This window comes from Blautia sp. AF32-4BH (assembly GCF_003460565.1).
Lineage (GTDB): Bacteria > Bacillota > Clostridia > Lachnospirales > Lachnospiraceae > Fusicatenibacter > Fusicatenibacter saccharivorans.
In genome coordinates, this window is sequence record NZ_QTVL01000006.1 from 26920 (window position 1) to 44145 (window position 17226).

Annotated in this window: 13 protein-coding genes and 1 pseudogene; 1 reads left to right on the forward strand and 13 read right to left on the reverse strand. The window is 44.0% G+C overall.

The genetic code is table 11. From position 1 onward, the window contains the following. Positions 1-9: 9 nt before the first annotated feature. The 3 genes from DWZ44_RS08875 to DWZ44_RS08885 form a co-directional block, all read right to left on the reverse strand. Complete coding sequence (locus DWZ44_RS08875; RefSeq protein ID WP_117804683.1) at positions 10-2805, reverse strand: alpha-L-rhamnosidase; 2796 nt, start codon at positions 2803-2805, stop codon at positions 10-12. Positions 2806-2867: 62 nt separating this feature from the next. Beyond that, positions 2868-5120, reverse strand: coding sequence for a glycoside hydrolase family 3 C-terminal domain-containing protein (locus DWZ44_RS08880; protein ID WP_117802661.1), 2253 nt, complete (start codon positions 5118-5120; stop codon positions 2868-2870). A 35-nt stretch (positions 5121-5155) separates the two neighbouring features. Then, the gene (locus tag DWZ44_RS08885) at positions 5156-6247 is read right to left on the reverse strand and encodes an alpha/beta hydrolase (protein WP_055267525.1); all 1092 of its coding nucleotides are present in this window, start codon (positions 6245-6247) and stop codon (positions 5156-5158) included. Positions 6248-6461: 214 nt separating this feature from the next. Between DWZ44_RS08885 and DWZ44_RS08890 the strand changes: the two genes are divergently transcribed. Then, the gene (locus DWZ44_RS08890; RefSeq protein ID WP_158565855.1) at positions 6462-7499 is read left to right on the forward strand and encodes an AraC family transcriptional regulator; all 1038 of its coding nucleotides are present in this window, start codon (positions 6462-6464) and stop codon (positions 7497-7499) included. An 8-nt stretch (positions 7500-7507) separates the two neighbouring features. Here DWZ44_RS08890 and rhaD read toward each other — a convergent pair. From rhaD to DWZ44_RS08950, 10 genes and pseudogenes are all read right to left on the reverse strand, one after another. Continuing rightward, positions 7508-8050: pseudogene (gene rhaD / locus DWZ44_RS08895) on the reverse strand (rhamnulose-1-phosphate aldolase); the annotation flags it as partial. Between the two features lie 90 nt (positions 8051-8140). Then, complete coding sequence (locus tag DWZ44_RS08900; RefSeq protein WP_118700810.1) at positions 8141-8377, reverse strand: hypothetical protein; 237 nt, start codon at positions 8375-8377, stop codon at positions 8141-8143. A gap of 414 nt (positions 8378-8791) precedes the next feature. Beyond that, positions 8792-9055, reverse strand: coding sequence for a hypothetical protein (locus DWZ44_RS18690; protein ID WP_055267519.1), 264 nt, complete (start codon positions 9053-9055; stop codon positions 8792-8794). Between the two features lie 429 nt (positions 9056-9484). Further along, positions 9485-9778: a ParB N-terminal domain-containing protein gene (locus DWZ44_RS08910; protein ID WP_055267517.1), complete on the reverse strand. Its 294-nt coding sequence runs from the start codon at positions 9776-9778 to the stop codon at positions 9485-9487. A gap of 396 nt (positions 9779-10174) precedes the next feature. Next, positions 10175-11860 (reverse strand): recombinase family protein, encoded by a 1686-nt coding sequence (locus tag DWZ44_RS08920; protein WP_117804685.1) that lies wholly within the window; start codon positions 11858-11860, stop codon positions 10175-10177. A 3-nt stretch (positions 11861-11863) separates the two neighbouring features. After that, complete coding sequence (locus DWZ44_RS08925; RefSeq protein WP_055176168.1) at positions 11864-12868, reverse strand: virulence RhuM family protein; 1005 nt, start codon at positions 12866-12868, stop codon at positions 11864-11866. A gap of 213 nt (positions 12869-13081) precedes the next feature. Further along, positions 13082-13285 (reverse strand): hypothetical protein, encoded by a 204-nt coding sequence (locus DWZ44_RS08930; RefSeq protein WP_109257794.1) that lies wholly within the window; start codon positions 13283-13285, stop codon positions 13082-13084. A gap of 588 nt (positions 13286-13873) precedes the next feature. Further along, entirely contained in the window at positions 13874-14377 is a 504-nt protein-coding gene (locus DWZ44_RS08940; RefSeq protein WP_117804686.1) for an AAA family ATPase, read from the reverse strand. A gap of 30 nt (positions 14378-14407) precedes the next feature. Then, on the reverse strand, positions 14408-16084 hold the full coding sequence (gene rlmD / locus DWZ44_RS08945; RefSeq protein ID WP_117804687.1) for a 23S rRNA (uracil(1939)-C(5))-methyltransferase RlmD: 1677 nt from the start codon (positions 16082-16084) through the stop codon (positions 14408-14410). Continuing rightward, a complete protein-coding gene (locus DWZ44_RS08950) occupies positions 16081-17031 on the reverse strand; it encodes a 3'-5' exoribonuclease YhaM family protein (RefSeq protein ID WP_055228015.1) in 951 nt (316 codons plus the stop codon). Before DWZ44_RS08950 ends, rlmD begins: the two co-directional genes overlap by 4 nt. Positions 17032-17226 lie beyond the last annotated feature (195 nt).

Consider the following 17226-nt stretch of genomic DNA (forward strand, 5'->3'; position numbering starts at 1 on the left):
CCTTCCTGATCAGAATTTCGCAAGCGCCGTATCCAGCATCTGCGCCTCATCTTTTTTTATCTCTCCTGCGAATGTTCTCGCGACATCTCTAAGCGAAAGTCCATATGCAATATCGGGAATCATATCCACTTCCATCATTTGAGAAAGGAACGCGCGAATCTGCGGATGGTTCAGCAGTTCTTCCATTGTCGAGTCTATGCTGTATTTCCTCTTTAAAGGCTGTGACGCCTCATAAGCGACTTCATATTCTCCAGCTCTCACACGGCAGATTCCATTTTCTACCTCTTCAAATAATGGATTTTCTTTATCTTCATATACAGATTCCGACGCATATGGAAGAACCACTTCTGCACTTCCGCCGAACGGAACCGTAACAGTGACCGTAATTTTATTATCTTCTGATATCTCCCAGCCGCACTGATAGCATCCGCTTGCCGAATCATAAACAGCTTTTACATATTTGAGTCCATTATTCACTTTAGGACTGATCCGCATCACCCTGCCTCCCGGGCTCTGTTCCGTCATATCAATCCCGGCCGCATGACGGAAGATCCATTCCAATACAGCGCCGTAGGAATAATGATTCAGACTGTTCATCCCCGTGCTGGAGACATGTCCGCTCTCATCCAGTGAATTCCAACGCTCCCACACCGTCGTTGCTCCCAGCTTCACTTCATGGAGCCAGCCCGGGTATTCCTCATTCAGGAGCAGCCGGTATGCCGCGTCTGTCATTCCATGATCAGTTAGGACATTGCACAGAAGCGGGGTTCCTACAAATCCGGTATTTAATTTATTTTTATTGTCCCTGAGAAGCTTTTGCAGCATCTGCTTTGTCAGTTCTTCATTTTCAGACAGATGATATTTTAGTGCAAGGATAAGCCCTGTCTGCGTCTTCACCGCACATCTGCCGGTGGCAGTAAAATATTCTTCTTTCACGACCTGCCACTGACGGTCTGCGATTTTCTGATATTCCTGTCTCGTTTCTTCCAGTCCAAGCACTTCTGCTGCTTTTGCAACAGTCTGCGCACTTGCCGCGTAGTAGATGTCTGCAATATATGCTTCATCAGTCGCTCCATACACGCTGTTCGCGGCGGCGCCTGTACGGTCAAGAGCAAGCCAGTCCCCATAATGGAAAACCTGTCTCCATCCATGATGGTCCCCGTCAATTCTCCGTATATAATCGACCCACGCTTTCATGCTCTCAATCTGGTTTTCGAGTATTGTTTTGTCCCCGCTGAACAGATATACGTTCCAGGGAATGATACATGCGGCGTCTCCCCATGCGCAGGAACATTTTGTCGGTCCGAATGTGGGGACAATCTCCGGAACCATTCCGCCCGCCAGAAGCTGTTCCTGATACAGGTCGTATAAATATTTTCGGTAAAACGCATAGGTATCAGCCAGATAGCTTGCAGTCGCGGAAAATACCTGTGTATCTCCTGTCCAGCCCATCCTCTCATCTCTTTGGGGACAGTCTGTAGGCACATCCAGAAAGTTCCCTTTCATTCCCCATTCGATATTGGAGATTAATTTGTTCACAAGATCATTCCCTGTCTCGATTGCCCCGATGCTCTCATAATCACTGTAAAGAACAAGCGCCGTAAAATCCTCACACGAAAGGTCCCTAACCCCGGTCACTTTCACATATCGATAACCATAGTATGTAAAATGAGGCGTAATCACCTTTTCTGTACCATCAGAAACATAAATGTACTCCGAAAGTGCAGTTCTTAAATTCTCGTTGTAGAAACATCCGTCCTGAAGCACCTCGCCCGTCTGAATCCTGATAGTTGTCCCCGCCGGCTCATGCACCCGCAGCCGGAAGATCCCCGTGATCTCCTGCCCCAGATCAAATACCTCTTCTCCGGCAGGAGTATGGATCAGCTCTGCCGGCTTCATCTCCTCCTGTACCTTAACTGGAAGAGATAACCGTTCCATAAGCCGGCCTTTCGGAACCTTTGCGATCCGCGCAGGAGACTCCTCTACCGGCGGCAGCGTATCATCTCTTCTCTCACCGTCATAGATATTGGAAAACCACAAATTGCTTCTTGTAACTGACCAGGTTTCATCAGAACTGATCACATCTTTCGTTCCGTCTTTGTACTCTATGTGAATCTCCGCAATCAGCTTCCACTCGTCACCGTAATATGCTTCCCGCTCCGGATCATTGAAACCGAACCTGCCTTTATACCAACCGTTTCCGAGAAGAACAGACAGCACACCTCCTCGTTCTGCCTGTTCTGTGATGTCATACGTCTGATACTGGATCCACCGGTCATAATTATTGCAGTACGGAGTCAGATACTCTTCACCGATTTTCTTAGGATTTTCTTTATTTTCCCCAAGAAAATATGCCTCATACAATCCCAGGCCGCAAATGTACAGTCTTGCGCTTTTCACTTCTTTTGCCGGACGAATCCTCTTTGAGAAAATCGGATGCCGTTCCTGACTGCTGTCACAGGTAATCCACCTGCCCGTCCACGGTTCATCCATTTTGGCGGTCTCAAAGAACTGCGTGTCTGATTCGATCACTTCCTCTGCATCTGTTGTCACAATAACTTTCCAGTAATATCTTGTATACGGCTGCGGTTCAAATTCCACTCTTGCAGAGAGACTGTCCAGCTCTGCCTCCCCCGTGTCGTGACAGATATCTGTAAAGGTTTTGTTCTTGCTGATCACAATCCTTGCATGTTTCTGTTCCTGTCCTCTTCCGCCTTTCACTTTCCATGAAAATACCAACGGTTTCAGATAAAACCCTAAAGGGTTTGTGATATGATTTGTTTTTGCCGCATAAATCTTGCCCATAATTCTTCCTCATTTTCATGCTGATACTTTTTCATCCAATAATAAGCCAACCGTTCCTCCCACTACTGACACAGAGCATTTAACTCCACGATCATCTGCTCGATCGCTTCGCCCGGAATAACGCTTAAAAATGATTTCAGCGGCATCTGCGCAATAATTTCCGGAGTCACAAGCTGTACCTCCCCATCTTCTTTCTTAGGTTCTTCTCCCTGTGATATCCCCTCAAGATACTCCATCATTTTCCCTGCTGTCTTCGGGTGGTTCATCAATTCCCCCATTGTAGTGGTCATATCCACAGTGAACGGCAGCAGCACATCAGTAGTAAATGTAAGTTCTGCAGCCTCTCTGATCTCATCGCTGGCATGCCCGATCTGGATCTCATATGTACCTGACGGAGTGTACCAGTCGTGAATCTTTGTCTCGTAGTAAGCAAAATCTCTCGCGCAAAGTTCCATTGTAACCGTCTTCTTCTCACCCGGATTCAGAAATACTTTCGCAAACCCTTTTAGTTCTTTCACTGCTCTTGGCACCGTGCTGTCCTTGTCACTGACATAGAGTTGAACCACTTCACTTCCTGCCCTCTTCCCTGTATTCTCCACATCAATGCTCACCTTCAGAATATCTCCATCTTTCATTTCCGCAGAAGAGAGTTTCATATTGCTGTAGCTGAATTCCGTATATGACAGTCCATGGCCGAATGCCCAGCGCACCGGTACTTTCTTCGCATCATAGTAACGGTATCCGACAAAGATATCTTCTCCATAGAGAACAGTCCTGCCGTCTCCAGGGAAATTCAGGTAACTCGGGTTGTCTTCCAGACGATATGGGAACGTCTCCGCCAGACGTCCTCCTGGATTTGCCTCCCCAAATAACAGCCGGTCGCTGGCCTCCCCAATGCCTTCTCCTCCCAGATACATCTCCAGAATGGCATTTACAGACTCCGCCCATGGAGTTTCTACGGGACTTCCGTTATGAAGAACCACTACCACATTTTTCTGTATCTCAGCCACAGCCTCTATAAGGCGATTCTGACACTTTGGCAGTTCCATGGATGTTCTGTCATATCCTTCCGACTCAAAGCTGTCCGGCAGTCCGGCAAAGATTACAACTACATCTGCGCCCGCTGCCGCTTCACACGCCTGTTTCAGATCCTCTTCTGTCATCTCGTCACGCTCTGACGAGAAGCCTTTCACGTACTCCACTGCCCTGCCTTTTCTCACCGCAGTTTCCAGAGCCGACACTACGCTGTCCGTATTGATGTGACTCGATCCCCCGCCCTGGTATCGCGGTTTCTTTGCAAATTCCCCGATATAGACTACTTTCTGTTCTTTTTTCAGCGGCAGCACTCCCCTGTTTTCCAGAAGTACGGCGCACTCTGTTTCGATATCTGCCGCTGCTTTGTGATCCTTTTCCCTGTCAAATACAGTCTCCGCTTTCCTGTTATCTGTGTAGGAGAAGACTACTTTCAGTATGCGTTCCACCGTTCTGTCAAGAATTTCTTCCTCCAGTTCTCCATTCTCCACTGCCTGAATAATCTTTCTTGTATTATATCCTCCTGATCCCGGCATCTCCAAGTCAAGACCGGCTTTCAGTCCTTTCACCCGGTCATTTACAGCTCCCCAGTCACTGACCACATATCCTTCAAATCCCCACTCATCCCGCAGGATATCTGTCAGAAGCTTCTTATTCTCTGAAGAAAATACTCCGTTGATCTTATTGTAGCTGCACATCACAGTCTTTGGCTGCGCTTTCTTCACCGCCTCCTCAAAAGCCGGCAGATAAATTTCCCGGAAAGCCCGTTCCGATACTTCCGACGATATCTGCATACGGTCTGTTTCCTGATTATTCGCGGCGAAGTGTTTCATACTGGTTCCGATGCCTTTCGACTGTACGCCCCGGATATATGCTGACGCCATCTTTCCTGTCAGATATGGATCTTCGGACATATATTCAAAATTCCTTCCGCAGAGAGGACTGCGTTTGATATTAACTGCAGGGCCGAGGAGCATGCCCACGTTCTCAGCCTGACACTCGTCCCCAAGGATCTGTCCCATACATTCCATCAGTTCCACGTCAAAGCTGGATGCCGTGGCGCAGGCTGCCGGAAAGCAGACTGCATTCACACTTTTATTCAGGCCGAGATGATCTGCCGCGCCTTCCTGTTTGCGCAAGCCGTGCGGGCCGTCTGTCATCATAACGGAAGGAATCCCTAACCTTTCGATTCCCATCGTGTTCCAGAAATCCGCTCCCGAACATAGTCCTGCTTTTTCCTCCAGTGTCATCTGTCTGATCAATTCTTTCAGGTTTCTGCTCATTATGAAATCCTCCTTAAATAAATTCTTATCTGTTCCTATCTGTGGGCTTCCCAGAAGATGACTGCTTCCTGAAGCCAGTTTTTCACTTTTGTTTCATTTCCTATTCCAAATCCATGTCCCAGTCCGTCAACGATTCTGACCGACACATTTTCTTTGCCCAGTACCTTCTCTAATTCCGGCAGTTTATCTTCCACATTTGCAAAACCGAACTCATCATCCCGCCCTACGATAGAAAATACCGCCAGTCCCTTGTCCTCCTGCAAAGCTTTGATATTCCAGTCCAGACCATACATAGGGAAGATCACCTTCGGTCTTGGCAGATGATTCTTGTGGCAGCAGTCCTCATAATTGGCAAATGAATACGCCGTGGTCATAAGTCCTCCTGCTGAAAAACCAAAGATGGCATAATCATCCATGTTTACAGAAAACTGTTTTTGATGCTCCGTCAGATATCGAATCACTTGTGTCAGTTCCCTCGCGGCAGCCTGTCCCTGCTTTACCTGTTCTGTCTCACCCAGCTGTCTGCCGACCGGATAACTTACGACGAAAACAGAATATCCCATTTTATGCAGCTTCATCGCCACAGGATACCCCTCGCAATCAGTTACATTACTGATAAATCCGCCTCCCGGAACTACAATGGCAAGTGGTTTTCCCTGTTGTCCCTGATAAAACATTCCCGTCAGATGTGACCTGTACGGATGACCCTTCACTGCTTCCGCAGGATACAGATCCGACACCAGCCTTGCCTGACCTTTCTCAACAAGTCCGGTTAGATAATTGAAAGATTCCAAGGCTGCATCCAATTGTTCCTCACGGCCCGGCGCCTTTAAAAAATCCTTATACTTTACAGGCGCAATAGCTTTCAGCACGTTGTCCTCCACATTGAAAAACATATGTTTAAAACCGCCGAATACCGGATGCTGCATGAAAAATCCAACTTTGTCCTCCCCCGTTCCCGGACGGAAATGTCCGTTTTCATCGTAATAGCTGCTTTCCTTTATTTTTGGAAATCCGCAGATGCCAAGAAGTGCCGGCAAAAACATGGCACTTTTTTTATAGACATATAATGTCGCACCGATTACAAATAATAAAACAATCACCACTACTGCAAAAAATATCTTCATCCTAACCTATGCCTCCTTTTCTTACTGACATCTTACTTTATACAGACTAAAATTACATCAACGAAACATAAGTGATTTACCGACCAAACTTAATAAATATCCGAGATTACTCTGTACACCTTTGCCCCCAATATGGTATATTTTAGACAGGTTAAATAAACTGCTGATGACTATAATCACAGTTCATTCATATCTCGAAAAGGAGAGATTATATATGATGACATTATCTGCATTGAATCAATTTCTGAAGCAGCACACTACCGAAGAAACCCAGCGTCTGAATGGTGTAAAGAAAGATTATTCACAATTTCCTGTTGCCAGAGGTAAGTTTGATACACCCTGTTACCGTTTTGATACGAACCTTGAAGATCTGCGTTCTTTATTTCTTTCAAAGAAAGTTCTTCCGAGTTATTACAACTTCGCTGTTGTAAAACAAGATCGTTTTGAAAACGTACCTCTGCATATCCATGAGTGGCTGGAATTGAGTTATATTTATTCTGGCGCCTGCACAATGACGATAAATAAGACTACATTCAGGCTAAAAGCCGGGCAGATGGTTCTGATCAGCCAGAATGCACCTCATTCTGTCAAAAGATGTTCAGAAAATGATATTATCATCAATTTTCTGCTGACGCGCGAATATCTGAACGGTACTTTTTTTGAACGCCTGTCTCAGGATAATTACCTTACACACTTTTTCATTGAGGCTCTGAACACCACGATGCAGGAAAGCAGGTATATTGTCTTTTCCCCGGAACAAAAACAAAACCGGCTGGCAGATCTTACCAACCAGTTTCTCTGTGAATTTTATTCTCCGTCCGTAACATCCGGGCCTTTTTTAGACAGTCTTTTTACACTGATCACCTGTGAGATGATTAATCTTTTCCAGCACGGTATGGTTCTGGATCACTCCTCAGTGGATCAGATTTATACCATACTCCGATATATCGAAACAAACTTTGCGGACTGTACCCTTTCTTCTACAGCTGAGTTTTTTAATATGCACCCAAACTATCTCTCTGCCTATATCCGCCAGCATACCGGAATCACTTACAAAGAGCTGGTCCAGACACAGCGGCTTTCTCAGGCGGCAAAACTGTTAAGGAGCACCGCACTTTCCACAAATGATATCAGCCTTGCCGTCGGATATCAGAATACCAGCTTTTTCTTTCAGCTGTTCCGCAAGAAATACGGATGTACGCCTATGGAATATCGAAACATGCTTCATGCTTCTGATACGCCAAATATGTGATATGTACATTATTTGTCATATAGAAACTTTTCCGGTAAAGTTACTTTAAAATCTTTCGCCAAATCTCTGAAATTCTGAGGTGAGATTGTCTGTCTTTTATCCGGTCTCATGGACAGCATCTTTACAAGGATTTCCGCGGATTTCTCTACGGTGTGCATTAATCCGAATGTAAGATCAAAGTCTTCCCCTGAGCAGAACATGCCGTGATGCGCCCAGATTGCCACATCATATTCTTTCATCAGGGCACTTGTCGCCACTGCGATCTCACGGCCGCCCGGCACCATCCATCCTACTACACCGATTCCGGAAGGAAATACAACCGGGCACTCGGTCGCCATCTCCCAGAGTTCTCTAGTAAATACTTTATCCTCCAACGGCAGTACAAATGTCAGTGCGATCACATTCGTGGTATGTGCATGATAAACATTGGTAACGCCTTTTTTCACTTCATGGTTCATCAGGTGACTCGGCAGCTCACTGGTCGGTCTGCCTCCGTTTACCAGACCCCAAAGGATGCGGTAATTCTCTCCTTTTTCATCCAATTCGATGATATTTTGCATAGACTACCACTTCGAAGATGCAAAATTGTCACTATGTAGTTACACAGATGCTATCAGATTCACTAATAGCATCGCCTTACTTTATCGCCCTCTATTCCTGCTAATCGGAATTACGTCCCCAAAATACTTACTATCCTTCACCGCTACAAGTTCCACCTCAACACACTTCTGCTGCCATTCCTTACAAGCCTCTTCATACCTTTGCCTCTCCTCACGAACCATGAATAGCTCGGTATAAAACTCCGAAGCATTTGCATAGTCTGCATCCTGAAGCACATTTGAAAGCTCTGATTTCATCCTCCCTGCTTTTCTATCCAATACAGCAATCTGCTCCTGCAACTCTTTCTTTCACTTCTAATGCCAATGTGAGTGGACATATAGGTGTCCGTTTACGAACCCACCGCCGTATCCGGCGTGATAGCCCCCTGCAAGGGCGAAATACACAGAGTACAAAACGAAGTTTTGTGCGATGGGTGTATTTCGCTCTGCGAGGCTTAGCCCTCGCATAAATGCACGAGGGCTGGTTAAAAAATCTATCCTCAGCGCAAAAAGGAAAAAGCCACATACCTTCGCAAAGATACATGGCTTCAATTACGCTGATAACTGTATTTAATTGGCTACAATTCGTGCCGTATCCGGCACCACTTTTTTCTTCTAAAATTGAGGCTACAATTCCTTCCATAAATGATGCCATAACACTTCCATTTATAAATGTTTTGTAGCCTTCTGCTGTCATTCCCCGCAAAAACTGAAATCCAGCAACTCATTGATATCAGGATCCATCTGATACTTCTTCACATCCTCCTCTGTGTAATCCATATTCCCAGAAGCACCCTTATCGTCAGGCACAGGTTGTTCCTGTCCAACCGCCTGAATAGGCATTTCTGTATGCCCTGATGATTGCATAAGCGCTGAGTTCTTTGCGGTGGTGATATCATATCCAAGAAATCTTGCTTTATCTTGACTATGTGTTATCTTGGTCTTTTTTTCGGACATCTCAAGATGCAGAGTATCCTCGAGAAATACTCTGAATTTTTCCTTGATTTCAGATGCATCCTCAAATGAACCTATGGCTAGCTTGCATTGATTATCACGCAGATTGCAGACAGCAAAATACTAATCTGCCAATACATCACCGTAACATCTTCCCTTCGGTGCGGAGATGGTTAGCTCTAGCCTCTGACTTTCCTTCAAGCAGTTTAGCTTTCATCCTCATATAGTACCTTTCACCTCGACACTCAGTCGCAACTTGGAAGCTTTGTTGACTTGTGCCTTTACAAACGTGCTGTTGTCCCCTTTATGTTTCCATTCAAGGTTAGTTGTTGGCGATAAGACTGTGTTCTTCACACTTGATAATTTTTCTTATTGTTTTCTCAAAACAAAATCATAATGACCCACGTCGCTTGGGTGTCCACCCCAAACGCCTTACGGGCGCACAGAATCTACCATCGCCACTATCGCCTGATCATCATCCAATTCTCTTATAACTGCCGGAACCTCCGCAAGACCAGCCCAGCCGGCATCTGCCTTTCGTCTGTGTCCTGCAATCACTTCATAACCTTCTCCGTCAGGATTCGGTCTTACAAGCAAAGGTACAATCACACCCTCATCTTCAATACTTTTCATAAGGGCACACAGCTCTATGTCCTGCTGCACATGAAAAGGATGGTTCTTAAAGTCCTTTAACTCGCTTATTCTGATACTCTTTATCTCTTCCATTACAACCTCCGTTCTTCCGGTAGAATAACTTCTACTCAGTTACGTCAATGTTATCTGCAAACAGAAAAAGACCGCTCATCTCCAATTACTTGAAAATGAACGGTCTTTCACGCTTCGTATTCTATTGAATAACTTCAAAATATTAATTGTACTTTTATGTGTTTCCACACCCCACATCCAATACGACTGAGACATTCACACCGTCTGAAATTGCTTTTTTGTAGGTTTTTCTATCACTCTGTGAGAACATCATATGTCGCTCAAAGTGCCGGAAGTCGAGAAGTTTTACAAACTTCCCGACTCGCGGGCAGTCGTCGAATTCCGCATAAACACTGGCTTTACAGCCAGTTATTTCTTCGGAACTCTCCTCGTTGCCTTCGCGCAAATCAAGGATTCTTACATATCGACCCGATGTAGTGCAACCACGCACTCATCTGTACTCTCGTTGTCCCAATCCACGCCTAATACATTTCTGCCATTCATATATATAGGAAATTTAAACCGGAGACCTTTTAATATTCTGCCATCCTTTTGCTCTTCCTCATAGATAAACACATCCGACAGGAAGCTCTTCAAAAATGTCTTCTTTTCCAGATCTGTAAATTTATCATACAGCTTATCAAAGAATAAAAGGAACTGGTAAACATTATCTTCTGAGATTTTGTCCTGCCTGATATTATATAGTCTTGTTTCGACTTCTTCCATGGCATCCTCAATATCAGTGATTTCATCATATAGCTTGTCCAAACGTTCCTGCATGTCATTATATTTTTTGTCATAATTCTTATCGGATACAGATAAATGATCCATCTGGTCAGCAAGCCTGTTTTTTGCCCCGGTTGTCTGGCTCAGTCTATCTTTTAATCCATCATATTCCTTGTCAAGCTCCGAAGTATCAATGCTGCTTCCTATCTGCTTACGGATTTCCTGCTCAAACTTTGGGTTCTTTACAAATTTACGGATAATTTCCTCAACTGCCGCATTGATTCTGTCCTCATTCCACTGTCTTTTATAAGTACAGCGGTGTCCGTCCACAAGCTTCCTGTGTTTGCAGGCATAATAGAAATAATCCTTGTAATAGCCTCCGTCCGGATGCTTCTTACGATTCACATTGCCATACATACCGCTTCCACATACAGGGCACTTAATAATCCCTGATAAAATATGTTCATGCTCAAGACTATGTGTTTTTACCTGTAAAACACCTGTCTCCTGCCGCTTTCTGTGTGCCTGGTTCCACATTTCTTCTGATATAATTGCCTCATGGACTCCATCACTTAGCAAGTAATCCTTTTGTTTTACGATATGATATTCATTCCTTGTTCCCGGAATCTTCTCATTTTTTCTTCTGCCAAATGCAAGCTTACCGCAATATATCGGATTGTCCAGCACACCCTTGACGAATGATGTAGAAAAACCTTCAATTGTGTTATTCTGGCGAAGCTTTTTCTTATAACCACTGTTATTTAAAAATGCAGCTATCGCAGCCATTCCCATCGTTGTATTGACGAATTTATCATATATAATACGGATAATCTCTGCTTCATCTTCTGCAATGATAAGTTCACCATTTACCAGCTGATAGCCATATGGCGCAAATCCGCCGTTCCATCTGCCTTCTCTCGCTTTCTGTCTGCGGCCTTCCATTGTCTGGACAAGGATATTCTCACGTTCTATCTCTGCAACCGCAGATAACACAGATATCATCAGCTTCCCGACATCCTTAGAGCTGTCAATCCCATCCTCTACACAGATAAGATTAACTCCATAATCCTGCATTTTCTGCAATGACGATAAAACATCTGCAGCATTTCTTCCAAATCGTGACAGCTTAAATACCAGCACATAATCAACATTGTCTTTGCCACTTTCTACATCCGCAAGCATCTGCTTAAACTGTGGTCTGCCTTCCACACTTTTGCCAGATTTACCCTCATCAGAATATTCCCCGACGATAGACATTTCCTGATACTCTGCGTATTTTCTAAGCTTGTCCTTCTGTGCATCAAGACTGTAACCATCTACCTGCATGGAAGTGGAAACTCTTGTATATATGTAACATTTCTGCTGTTTTTTCATCAGATGTTATCTCCTTTTTACTTCCTTGGAAACCTCTTTAATGCTTTCAAGATATGCTTTTTCGACTGGTGTCAAAGTAATCTCCTGATATTTTCTGTATTCTGACTTTGCTTTCTCCAACGCCTGTTTATGACTTACAGAACCGGAACCAGTTAAAAGCTTTCTGTTTCCTGATGACAAAACACTATCCAATTGCTTTACATAATCATCCATGTACATAGGTTTATGTTCAATTGCATTAATTTCTGCCAAATCAAAATAACCAGATACAAGATTATTTAATACTTTTAGTTCACTCTCATCCAGATAATTTTTTGCAATTCCTATATCTTTTAGTGCTGGTAATTCACCTGAAAATGAAGTAAGTCCCATAAATGGTTTTTGTGCATCAGCACGTTGATATATAACCTCTGCCGCAGTATGACCATGTGCTGCATAGTGAAGTTTATTCTGAACAATTTTAAAGAATCTAACAGACTCTTCGCTATGAGGATTGTAATCTACACTCGTAGCATACAAATCAAGAACCTGGCGATACAATACCTTTTCTGAAGATCTTATATCCCTGATTCTGTCAAGTAACTCTTTCCAGTAATTTCCTCCACCATTTCCTTTCAAACGCTCGTCATCTATCGTAAATCCCTTAATCATATATTCTTTTAGCCGCTTTGTTGCCCACTGCCTGAATCTTGTTGCAATCACTGATTTAATACGGTATCCAAGAGAGATAATCATATCTAAATTGTAATAAGTAACATTATATGTTTTTCCATCATCTGCAGTTGTTCGGAATTTCCGAACAACTGAATCCTTATCCAGCTCCCCTTCTTCGAATATATGCTTTATATGTTCACTTATATTTGATTTACTGCATTGATATAATTCAGTAAGCTGCTGTTGTGTCAGCCACACTGTATCATCTTCTATTTTAACTTCTATATTTGTCTGCCCATCATCAGTCTGATATATAAGTATTTCCCCATATTCATCGGTTCCAATTTTATCTGCCATAAGCACCTCTCCAATCCATTGCTTCTTAGTTATGAAATGTGAACGCATGCGTTCGCTATTGTCCCAACTAAATTTTATCATCATTCCAACCTCTGTTCAACCAAAACTTTTTCCAAGATGAAAGAATAAAACAAAAAGACTCCACTCTTATGAATGAAGTCCCGTAATATATGTATACATCCCGTAGCATATTATCTACAGGATGCCAGCTGCCTATGCAGCCTTTTTGTCCAGAAGCTGTTTTATCCCACCTAAGTAATAACAGAACCGGTCAAATTGTTTCTGCCTGCTTACTTTCTCGTCATCAATTGAATCCTTGATCATCATACACACCTCTACTTCTTCTTTTATCTCTGGTGCATATTTAATAATCATGTCTGCAAGAAAGCTACAGCAGCGTTCAAAATCCTTGTTCATTGCCAAGCCTCCTTAAAATATTATCTTGTGAATAATTCACAGAACATATTTTATCTCAAGACTTACTAAAATGGAATAGATTTTACTGAATGGTAGTTTTCAAATATTTCTATCTATCACAAATCAATTCTTTCAAGGCACATATCCTGCGATATAGCCAGAGTCTTCTATGTCTTTTCCTGCTTAAACAATATTCCTTCTTATATATCAGTCCCCAGCGACGGCTAGATACGCATTAGAGAGGTCTACATCCAAATGCCGTTCTAGCAAGGGATTTTTCCCTTGAACCCTTTGTTTATTATATGTGGGGGCGCTTTTTGCCCCCATTTTATCATTTTGGTGGCGCTTTCCGCCCCCACTTTATGATTTTGACGGCGCTTTTTGCTCCCACTTTTTATGTTCTGATTTCATTGTAATCTTGTTTAGATTCCAGATTTTAAAAAACGGGGGCGCAAAATGGAGCCATTTTTGAATTCCGGGGGCGCTTTTCGCCCCCAAATAGTGAAAGTGGGGGCACTTTCTGCCCCCACTCAGGAAATATTGCTAAAATACAGTTTAGATTTACCATACATACAAATCTGGAAGTTATCATACCACCTTTATTATCTTCTCTACATCTTTTTTTCTTGATATCCATATGACTTTATCATCATATCTATCTAAAATACTTCTTATTTCTTTCAGATTTTTATTTTGAAAAGTTTCAGTCCATTTCAAAAGGTTATAGACCGATTTCAAAGTTTCTCTTTTTCCTTTTTGTATTCCCAATTTTCTTTTTATAGAGCGCATAATAATTCTACTTTTATATAAATAACCAGGCATATCTAAAACATATATTTTATCAGCTTCATCAAAACTTTGCTGTACCCAGGCATAATATACCCCCTCAATTATCCACTCATCATTATTATATAATATTTCTTGTAATAACGCTTTTCGTTCATCAAGCGTTCTCTTTTTGCCATATTCTTTGGCGTTATTATCCCATTGAATATCATCTAAGTCGAAATAGGAAATATTATACTTTTTTGAAAGTACATTTGCTAAATAGGTTTTTCCAGAACCACTGCAACCAATAATATGTATTTTCATAAGTCAGTATTTTCCTTTATCAAACTCCTTTTATTTCTGCTGAATCATCTTAAAATGCTCCAATGCCTCCACAATTGCTCTCTCTTTATCTTCCGGACACTGTGGTTGCCTACTGTCTTCATTTTTAGGTAAATTATAATTCTTTCCAACCTCAATTCCACATTTTCTCTTTACCTGTGAAATATACAGATTGGAAACTTTCATGCCGGCATTATGTTCAGACACATACTTCTTTATCTCATCATATGTTGCCTTAGTCTCTGCAGATGTTATATCCACATCATCAAGTTCAATTGTGACATTAATGTAATCATCCGGCTTTTGTTTCAGTTGGGACAAAAGAACAACTGTCTCCACATGGCACGTCATCGGGAATTGGTCAACCCCTCGGACTTTCTTTACTTCATACCCCAGCTCCCCAAGCACCTTCACATCTCGTGCCAGCGTTGCGGAATCGCAGGATACATACACGATGCGGTCCGGCTGCATGCTGGCCATGGTGTGGAGGAGGTTTTCTTCGCAGCCTTTTCTCGGCGGATCGACGACGATGACGTCCGCGTGGGCGTGTTCGCCCGGGTGGTCTTTGGCGTACTGTTCGTAGTAGGCCGGAAGAATCTCTTCCGATTTTCCAACGAAAAATTCAGCGTTTTCGATCTCGTTAATTTTCGCATTGTTCTTCGCATCCGCGATTGCCTCCGGGACGATTTCGACGCCGTAGACTTTTTTGGCTTTCTGCGCGAGGAACAGGGAAATCGTTCCGATGCCGCAGTAGAGATCCCAGACCGTCTCATTTCCGGTGAGGCCTGCGTATTCCAGGGCAAGACCGTACAGCTTTTCCGTCTGCGCCGGGTTGACCTGGTAGAAGGACAGCGGGGAGATCCGATATTTTACGGTTCCAATATAGTCGGTGATATACCCCTGTCCCCACAGGCAGCGGATTTCTTTTCCCATGATCACATTGGTCCGCTCACGGTTTGCGCTTAGGGTAATGCTTGTCATGTCTTCGAGTTCTGTCAGCGATTTGATGAGTTTCTCCTCGGCCGGCAGTTTCTTTCCGTTCACAACGAGACAGACCATAATCTCTTTCGTCATAAATCCAAACCGGATCAGCACATGGCGCACCAGGCCTTTGCCGGTCTCCTCGTTGTATGCCGGAACGCCGTTCTCCTCCATCCAGGCAAGAATGCGATTCAGAATCTCCTCGTTCTGCTCCACGCCGAGATAACAGTTCCGGTTTTCCATGATCTGATGCGTTCTTCCCGCATAAAATCCCGTAATCAGCTTTCCATTTCTATCCTGCCCGATCGGAAACTGGGCTTTGTTTCGATAGCGGAACGGATTTTCCATCCCCACGATCGGCTCCATCGGGATCTCCGTCATGCCGCCGATGCGCTGGAGATTTCCGGCGATTTTCTTCTCCTTAAAGCGAAGCTGCTCCGCATAGTCGAGCATCTGCAACTGGCATCCGCCGCACGGACGTGCAACCGGGCAGACCGGCTCGACGCGGTGTGCGGACGGCTCGATCAGGCGCATCAGGCGCGCGTAGCCGTAATTTTTCTTTGCTTTGATCACTTTTACCTCGGCAAGATCGCCGATGACGGTGTCCTTGACAAAGAGGGTATAGCCCTCGCATTTGCCTATACCCTCTCCGTCGTGTCCCATATCTTCAATTTTCACCGTCAGTACATCATTTTTCTGATAGCTCATGAAAAGTCTCCTGTTCTGCGGATGTTGGACTCAAAGAACCGGTTGTAGCCAAGCCACTCATTGCCGGCCGGCGCTGCGTCAAACAGCTCGGTCAGGGTTTCCATTTTGGCATCGGCATTGTCCGCCAGGTTCAGCGCTACCGCCTCTACCATTGCCGGTTTTTTCGGGGAACCGTATTCCAGCTCGCCGTGGTGTGCCAGAATGCAGTGCTTTAACTGATTCTCGAGTTCCTGTGGGAAACCGTCGATCTTCTGCGCCGCATCGTGTACCATCTCCGCACCGATCATAATGTGGCCGAGCAGCTGTCCGTCATTGGTGTAATCGTTCTGCGGGAATAGGGAGAGTTCTTTCGTCTTTCCGATATCGTGCAGAATCGCTGCCGTAATCAGCAGATCGCGGTTCAGAATCGGATACGATTTTACCATAAAATCGCAGAAACGGGTGACACTTAACGTATGCTCTAAAAGGCCGCCGACGAATCCGTGATGCACGCTTTTTGCTGCAGAGCTCATGCGGAACCGTTTTGCGGTCTCCTGATCCTGGATAAAATAATACGTCAGCAGTTCGGAGAGATACTGATTTTTCACCGTTCCGATCCAGGAGAGCAGCTCCTGATACATCGTATTGATGTCGTAACGGCTCGTCGGCAGATAGTCCGCCGGATTATATTCGCCCTCTTCCGCTTTTCTTGCATTTTTAATGGAAACCTGAAGTGCCCCATTGAAACTGGAAACATCTCCCATAATATCTACATAATCCAGTGCTTCAAATTCACGGATTCCCATAGAATTCGGATCCCAGATTTTCGCATCGATCGTACCGGTTTTATCCTGTAAGATCACGTTTTCGTACTGTTTTCCGTTTTTGGTAACAGCCGACTGTTTATGTTTGCAGAGATAAATTCCGGAAATGCGGTTTCCTTCCCGGAGTTCGTTGATATACTTCATAAAAATAAATCCTCTTTTTCTAAGATAAATGCGGACACAGTGTTCCGTTTTTGTTTCTATGATGCCGTTTTTATGATGCAAAGCCTGTGCTCCTGCATGCCTTACCAATTCTACCAGATTTTCCTGCAGAATGCACGTATTTTTTCATCCGCCAGTGGAAAACCATTCGAAAAGAAAAGCTTCCGGAAGCCCCAC